Consider the following 6,993-nt stretch of genomic DNA (forward strand, 5'->3'; position numbering starts at 1 on the left):
ATCGCGGGGAAGATGACGATCTTCCCATCTAAGGCCCCGCCGCGGTGCCGTTCAAGCGCGCCGTGGCGGGGCGAAGGGATAGGGGAACAGGGTCAGGCGCGGGCGCGCCAGCCGGGGGATTCGGCATCCAGCAGGCGTTCCAGCTGCTGCACCCGCTGCTCCAGCCGGTCGGCGCGGGCCAGAAGGTCGCCGGCGGCGTTATCCGACAGGCCCTGGGCCTGCAGTTCGCGCGCGCGGATCATGTAACGGGTCACCAGGGCCACGATGGGGATCATCAGGGCGGCGAGGGGGATCAGCAGGGGGGACATGGGGCTTCGTCCTATCAGCGCTGGGCCAGCTGGCTCAGCTTGCGGTTGAGGTCGAATTCGGGGCTGGTGACGTGCCGCTCCATCTGGGTGACGCGGCGCTCCAGATCATCATAGCAGCGGAAGCGCTGGTCCTGCTGGCCGCGGCGCGCCTGGGCCATGGCCTCGATATCCTGCAGCTTCTGCATCGCCCGCAAGACGATGGCCACGATGGGAATGCACAGCGCCAAGAGGGGGACGAGTATCGGCGACATGGGGAAGGCCACCTGCTAAGGGTCGTGTGACGGGTAAACCTGGGGCGTCGACGGGACCGTGCCGATCCCGTCAGGCCACGCAATCTTAAATTATTTTGTGCCTGGTGACAGGCCCTGGCAACCATTGGGATGGGCCGCCGCAATAAACGGCCGGGGGGACCGCCGCCGGGGGAGGGGGCCGAAAGGTCTTTCCCCGCATTCCCCGTGCACGCCTGGAGACCTACTTCTCCAGGTCCTTGAACTGCCGTCGCAGATCGAACTCGCGAGAGGCGACGGCGGTCTCCATGGCGCCGATCTCGCGATCCAGATCGCGGAACTTGGCGCGCAGGCCGGCCAGGGTCTGGTCGGGGCGGGTGGTGACCGACCGCCAGAACACCTCTTCCTCGTTGCTGCCATACAGCCCTTGGGGCTGCGGCTTCAGCACGACGGCCAGCACGATGTAGGCGATGATCGTGGCCGGGAAGAAGAACACCAGGCCCAGGACCATGCCCAACCGCACCAGCCAGGCGTCGACGCTGAAGTAGTCGGCGACGCCGGCGCAGACACCGGCCACCTTGCCGGCGCGGGGGTTGCGATACAGGCGGTGGGGATTGGGGCTGCCGAAGGTGCCACCGCCCCCATAGGTACCGCCCTGGGCACCGGCGGCGGGGTTGGTCCAGCGGCTGCCGCCGCCATACCCGCCCGAACCGCCACCGGAGGTTCCGCCGGGGGGCCGCCGCCCGGGGAAGGGCGGCGGGTTAGAGCCTCTACCAGTCATTGCCGTGCCCTCCAGCCCGGGGCCTCCGCATCCAGGATCTTCTCCAGCTGCTGGATGCGGCTGTCCATTTCAGTGGCGCTGTGCCACAGGTCCGACAGCATGCGCTCGTCATCGACCGACAGTGTCTTGGCGACCCGCCACTTGGTCACATAGTGGGCGATGATCCACACCGGCGCCACGATGACCATGAAGATGATGGGTACGGCGACAAGTGCGTCCAGGTCCATGGACAGATTACCCCTGGTTCTTGGTCGCCAGCTTGGCCTTCAGGGCCTGCAGCTCGGATTCGACCTTGTCGTTGTTCTCCAGCTCGGCGATCTCGTCCGCCAGGCTGCGCTTGCGTCCCATATCCAGGACTTCCGCCTTGCCTTCCAGGACATCCAGGTTGCGCTCGATCTGGTCGAAACGCGAGAAGGCATCGGTGATGCGGTCGTCGTGAAGCTGGGTCTTGACCTTCAGACGCGCCGTGGCGGTCTTCTGGCGGGCGATGATGGTGCGTTCCCGCGTCTTGGCGTCCTGCAGCTTGGCCTGCAGTTGGCCAATGTCATCGTTGGTCTTCGCCAGGGCCTCGTCCAGGCGACCCAGGTCGGTCGTCAGGCTGTCGGCGGCTTCGGCGATCTTGGCGCGGGCCATCAGGGCGCCCTTGGCCAAGTCCTCGCGGTCCTTGGACAGGGCCAGCTCGGCCTTGCGCTGCCATTCGTCGGCCTCACGGCGGAGTTCGACCAGGCGGCGCTCGATCTCCTTCTTCTCCGCCACGGTCTTCACCGCGGAGGAACGAACCTCGACCAGCGTGTCTTCCATTTCCTGGATGACCAGACGGATGATCTTCTCCGGCTCCTCGGCGCGATCCAGGATGGCGTTCAGGTTGGAATTGATGATGTCGCTGAGGCGCGAAAAGATGCCCATGAGTCAGGTCTCCTTCAGGCAAGGGCGATGAAAAGGTTGCTCAACACGGTGGCGACCGCAAGGATGATCCAAGCTTCAGCCGGCACGGCGCGGAAATCGTCCGCCAACATGGCCAGTTGGCTCTGGGCCCGGCTGGCGAAGAAGCCGGCATCGCCGGCCTTGTCGTGGATCGTGTGGTCGGTCATCGCTGCATTCCCCTTCGATGAGTTCCTTGCATTCGATCGTGTGTCCCTACATCAGCAAGGGGCGTGCCAATTGTATCTGACGAGCGTAAGATATTGAAAACAAACAAAACACACCAGACGGCACTCTAGGCGAAGCCGGGCGACTTATCCAAATCCACGATTATGTGGCGAATTTCGCCAACCGGTGCCATGATCGGCCAGAACGCCCCCCTTAAGCGGTAGTTTCCGCCCCGCGAGCGAATCACCCATGGCCTCCTCCGCAACCCCGCCGTCCCTGGTCGGCCAGGCCGCGTCCTTCCTGCAGTTGATGGAGCATGTGTCGCGGGCGGCGCCGCTGAACCGCCCCACGCTGGTGATCGGTGAGCGCGGCACGGGCAAGGAACTGGTGGCCGCTCGCCTGCACTATCTGTCGTCCCGCTGGGACAAGCCCTTCATCAAGCTGAACTGCGCGGCCTTGTCCGAGACGCTGCTGGAGACGGAGCTGTTCGGGCATGAGCAGGGCGCCTTCACCGGCGCGGCCAAGCGCCATGTCGGCCGGTTCGAACTGGCCGACGGCGGCACCCTGTTCCTGGATGAGATCGCCACCAGCTCGGCCTCGGTGCAGGAGAAAATCCTGCGCGTTATCGAGTATGGGGAGTTCGAGCGCGTGGGCGGCACCCAGACGGTGTCGGTGGACGTGCGCGTGGTGGGCGCCACCAACGCCGACCTGCCTCGGATGGCGTCTGCGGGCAAGTTCCGCGCCGACCTGCTGGACCGCCTGTCCTTCGACGTGGTGACCATCCCCCCCTTGCGGGCGCGGGCCGACGACATCCCCATGCTGGTCGACCATTTCGGCATCGCCATGGCGCGCGAACTGGGGCGGCCCTTCTTCCCCGGCTTCGCGCCCAAGGCCATGAGCCAACTGTTGGCCTATCCCTGGCCGGGCAACATCCGCGAACTGAAGAACGTGGTGGAGCGGGCGGTCTACCGCGCCCAGGGGGCGGAGCGGCCCATCGACGAGGTCATCTTCGACCCCTTCGATTCCCCCTTCCGCCCCGTGGCCATGCCTGGCGACCGCCGCGCCGGCCCGGCGCCGATGGAGGAAGCGGAGGCCGAGGCGGCACCCGCCTCCTCCGCCACGCTGGGCCCCACCGCGTCCGGCCCGGCCACGGCGGCGCCAAGTGGTCCCTGCAACTTCCTGGAACAGGTGGCGGATTTCGAAAAGGCGCTGCTGCGCGCGGCGCTGGAGCGCAACCAGTTCCACCAGAAGCGCGCCGCCGCCGACCTGGGCCTGAACTACCACCAGTTCCGGGGATATCTGCGCAAGTATGAGCTGCTGGACCGCCGCAGCGCCGCCGAGTGATCTGGAATTTTTTGATTTAGGACGCGACTGCGTCGCCGAAAGTTTTTGGGCAGCGAAGCAGACTGAAAACTGAGGAGGGACAAGGCAGCGGATGCGGCCGCCCGGCGCCTGAGGGGGGCCGTGAAACATGCGACCAAACGCCGCCCTGAAAACGCCCTTTTTGCCCTCTACCGCTGGAGCAGGGCCGATGGGGCCGCCCGCACCGCCGGGCGGACGCAGCACCTGGGGACGGCGAAGGGATAAGGGGTCAGGGTTGACCAGCCGGCGCTTTCCGCAGGGTCACCCATCCCCTAGATAGGGCCTGTCACCGCCTGCCTTTCCCCGATGACCGGCGCTCCCAAAGGGACGCCTTAGTTGAGTCGCCGCCTTGAGCCCTGACGACACCGACACCTCGCTGCGTGCCTTCCGCCCCGTGGGCAGCCAGCCGGCGCCGCGCCGCAAGCCCGCCGCCCCGGCCAAGGCCGCCGCCCCCCGCGTAGCCCCTCGCCCTCGTCCGGATGAAGGGGATGAAGGGGGAACTGGCGGCAACGGTGGCAGCAATGGCGGTGGCGGACAGCCGCCGCGCCGTCGTCCGCCGCCCGGCCGGCGCCCGGCGCCCAAACGCCGCTCCGGTGGGCCGCGCATGCCGTGGTGGGTGAAGACGCTGGTGGTGCTGGGCATCTGGGGCGTCATGGTCTTCGCCGGCGTCGTGGCCTATTTCGCCTACGACCTGCCGGAAATCAGCCAGGTGGCGCAGTTCCAGCGCCGCCCGGCGGTCACCGTGCTGGCGGCCGACGGCAGCAAGCTGGCCCGCTTCGGCGACATGCGCGGCGAGACGCTGGAGGTGTCGGAGATCTCGCCGGACCTGGTCCACGCCGTCCTGGCGGTGGAGGACCGGCGCTTCTACAGTCATTTCGGTGTCGATCCCATCGGCATCGCCCGTGCCGCCTGGACCGATTACCGCACCGGCCACATGCGCCAGGGCGCCTCCACCATCACCCAGCAGCTGGCGCGCAACCTGTTCCTGTCGCCGGCCAAGACCATGCGCCGCAAGGTGCAGGAGGCCATGCTGGCCCTGATGCTGGAGCACCGCTACACCAAGGACCAGATCCTGGGGGCCTACCTGAACCGGGTGTACCTGGGCTCAGGCACCTACGGCGTGGACGCGGCGGCGCGCACCTATTTCGACAAGCCGGCGACTGAGGTGAACCTGCGGGAGGCGGCGATCATCGCCGGCCTGCTGAAGGCGCCCTCCAAATACTCGCCCAGCGCCAACAACGAACGGGCCGAGCAGCGCATGGCCGTGGTGCTGGCCACCATGGTGGATGCTGGTTACATCACGGTGGAACAGGCCAAGGCGGTGGTGAACCAGCCGGCCCAGCCGCGCGCCAACCCGGCGGTCGAGGGCGACGGCCGCTACTTCGCCGCCTGGGTGGCTGACCAGGTCAACGCCTTCATCGGCCCCAACCACGGCGACCTGGTGGTGCACACCACCTACGATGCCAAGATGCAGCGCGCCGCCACGGCGCATGTGGCGGAGATCCTGAACGGCCCCGGCGCTGCCGCCAACGTTCACCAGGCCGCCGTCGTCATCATGGCGCCCGATGGGGCGGTGAAGGCTATGGTGGGTGGGCGCGATTACGACGAAAGCCAGTTCAACCGCGCCACCCAGGCCCTGCGCCAGCCCGGTTCCTCCTTCAAGCCCTTCGTCTATCTGGCGGCGCTGGAGGCGGGACGCACGCCGGACGATTTGATCCTGGACGCTCCCTACAAGCGCGGCAAGTGGGAGCCGAAGAACTACGAGCCCGGTTACATGGGCGAGATTCCGTTGCGCACGGCGCTGGCCCACTCGGTCAACACCGCCACCATCCGTTTGCTGGAGAGCGTGGGCATCGACCGGGCCATCGCCGTCGCCCGCCGCCTGGGCATCACGGCACCGCTGCGCCGCGACCTGTCGCTGGCCCTGGGCACCAGCGAGGTGACGCCCCTGGAGCTGACGGGCGCCTACACCGCCATCGCCAATGGCGGCCGCGCCGTCTTCCCCTACGGCATCACCGAGATCCGCGACGCCGACGACAGCGTGCTGTACCAGCGCAAGGGCAGCGGTGCCGGCTATGCCATCGCCGCGGCGGAGGATGCCAATCTGGTGCGCATGATGATGGGCGTGGTGCAGGTGGGCACCGGCAAGTCGGCCCAGCTGGCCGACCGCCCCATTGCCGGCAAGACGGGCACCACCCAGGACTATCGCGATGCCTGGTTCATGGGCTTCACCGCCGACTATGTCACGGGCGTGTGGCTGGGCAACGACGACGGCGATGAGATGAAGCGCATCACCGGCGGCACCCTGCCGGCCAAGCTGTGGAAGGCCATCATGACCGACCTGGAGCAAGGCCTGCCCGTGCGCGACCTGATTCCGCTGCAGCCCGCCGCCGTTCAGGACCAAGCGCCCGACGGCCCGGCCGTGCCGCCCCTGCCCACGGTGGAAACCGTGCCCCTGGACGGGGCCCCCACCGCCGCCGCCACGCCAGACCCCGGTGTCCCAACGGTCGACACCACCGGTCAGGTCAAGCCTGAGGCGGTGCAGAAGGAAGAGGACCAGGACGACGACAAGGACGTCCCCGACCAGACCCCGTCCAACAAGCCCGACCCCATCGGCGATCTGCTGAATAAGCTGAAAAAAGAGGAGTGAGGTGAGGAGGTGGGTTAGCCTACTTATAGTCTTAAGGCGCTCATCTCAAAACTTGCGCGGCAGCCGCCGCATCTCAAAGCACGACAACGCTTGAGGGGCTCATGACAGCGCGGCGTCAGCACTATGTCTGGCGGCACTATCTGGAGGCATGGTGTGCTGGGAGAAACGTCTCTGTCCTGCCAAAGTGCGGTAAACCATATAAGGCCAGTCCACTAAACGTAGCGGTCTCGCGGGACTTCTATCGCCTCCCAATCCTCACCGAAGAGGATGAGATGTTCGTCGTTACCTACATCGAGAAAGCCGCTAACCCTGAGAACATCAAACAGCTCAATCGGGGCTGGTTTGATATGTTCTCCTTCACATCGAGACTTCGGCGGAAGTTCGGCACGACCCTTGAGCACCACCGGGAGGTAATGCAGGTGCTTGATGAGATTGAAATCGAGATGGAAGAGCGGTGGCAAGGCATCTTGGAATCTGCCTCATACCAACGAGCATTAATTACGACCCATGTGCCCAGCGTCGAAGTCCAATGGACATGATGCGGTAAGGCTGTTCGACGAGTTTGTTCCAGGCGTG

9 protein-coding genes are annotated in these 6,993 nt (G+C 66.3%); 3 read left to right on the plus strand and 6 right to left on the minus strand.

The features are described 5' to 3' along the window. Positions 1-92: 92 nt before the first annotated feature. From FBZ88_RS25240 to FBZ88_RS30400, 6 genes are all read right to left on the minus strand, one after another. On the minus strand, positions 93-308 hold the full coding sequence (locus FBZ88_RS25240; RefSeq protein WP_145619807.1) for a phage shock protein B: 216 nt from the start codon (positions 306-308) through the stop codon (positions 93-95). A 14-nt stretch (positions 309-322) separates the two neighbouring features. Beyond that, the gene (locus FBZ88_RS25245; RefSeq protein WP_138918615.1) at positions 323-559 is read right to left on the minus strand and encodes a hypothetical protein; all 237 of its coding nucleotides are present in this window, start codon (positions 557-559) and stop codon (positions 323-325) included. A gap of 220 nt (positions 560-779) precedes the next feature. Next, a complete protein-coding gene (gene pspC, locus FBZ88_RS25250; RefSeq protein ID WP_145610704.1) occupies positions 780-1,316 on the minus strand; it encodes an envelope stress response membrane protein PspC in 537 nt (178 codons plus the stop codon). Beyond that, positions 1,313-1,543 carry an envelope stress response membrane protein PspB gene (gene pspB, locus FBZ88_RS25255; RefSeq protein ID WP_040845458.1) on the minus strand — a complete coding sequence of 77 codons (231 nt, stop codon included), beginning with the start codon at positions 1,541-1,543 and terminating at the stop codon, positions 1,313-1,315. Before pspB ends, pspC begins: the two co-directional genes overlap by 4 nt. A 7-nt stretch (positions 1,544-1,550) precedes the next feature. Continuing rightward, a complete protein-coding gene (gene pspA, locus FBZ88_RS25260) occupies positions 1,551-2,222 on the minus strand; it encodes a phage shock protein PspA (protein WP_088870610.1) in 672 nt (223 codons plus the stop codon). A 14-nt stretch (positions 2,223-2,236) separates the two neighbouring features. Further along, the gene (locus FBZ88_RS30400; protein ID WP_157999463.1) at positions 2,237-2,407 is read right to left on the minus strand and encodes a hypothetical protein; all 171 of its coding nucleotides are present in this window, start codon (positions 2,405-2,407) and stop codon (positions 2,237-2,239) included. A 247-nt stretch (positions 2,408-2,654) separates the two neighbouring features. On the opposite strand from FBZ88_RS30400, the gene pspF reads away from it, so the two are divergent. The 3 genes from pspF to FBZ88_RS30405 all read left to right on the plus strand — a co-directional run bounded on the left by pspF (position 2,655) and on the right by FBZ88_RS30405 (position 6,956). Then, the gene (gene pspF, locus FBZ88_RS25265; RefSeq protein WP_145619808.1) at positions 2,655-3,749 is read left to right on the plus strand and encodes a phage shock protein operon transcriptional activator; all 1,095 of its coding nucleotides are present in this window, start codon (positions 2,655-2,657) and stop codon (positions 3,747-3,749) included. Between the two features lie 367 nt (positions 3,750-4,116). Then, entirely contained in the window at positions 4,117-6,417 is a 2,301-nt protein-coding gene (locus FBZ88_RS25270) for a PBP1A family penicillin-binding protein (RefSeq protein ID WP_246138851.1), read from the plus strand. Positions 6,418-6,689: 272 nt separating this feature from the next. Further along, positions 6,690-6,956: a hypothetical protein gene (locus FBZ88_RS30405; RefSeq protein ID WP_186464592.1), complete on the plus strand. Its 267-nt coding sequence runs from the start codon at positions 6,690-6,692 to the stop codon at positions 6,954-6,956. Positions 6,957-6,993: the final 37 nt, after the last annotated feature.

This window comes from Nitrospirillum bahiense (assembly GCF_007828025.1).
Taxonomy (GTDB): domain Bacteria; phylum Pseudomonadota; class Alphaproteobacteria; order Azospirillales; family Azospirillaceae; genus Nitrospirillum; species Nitrospirillum amazonense.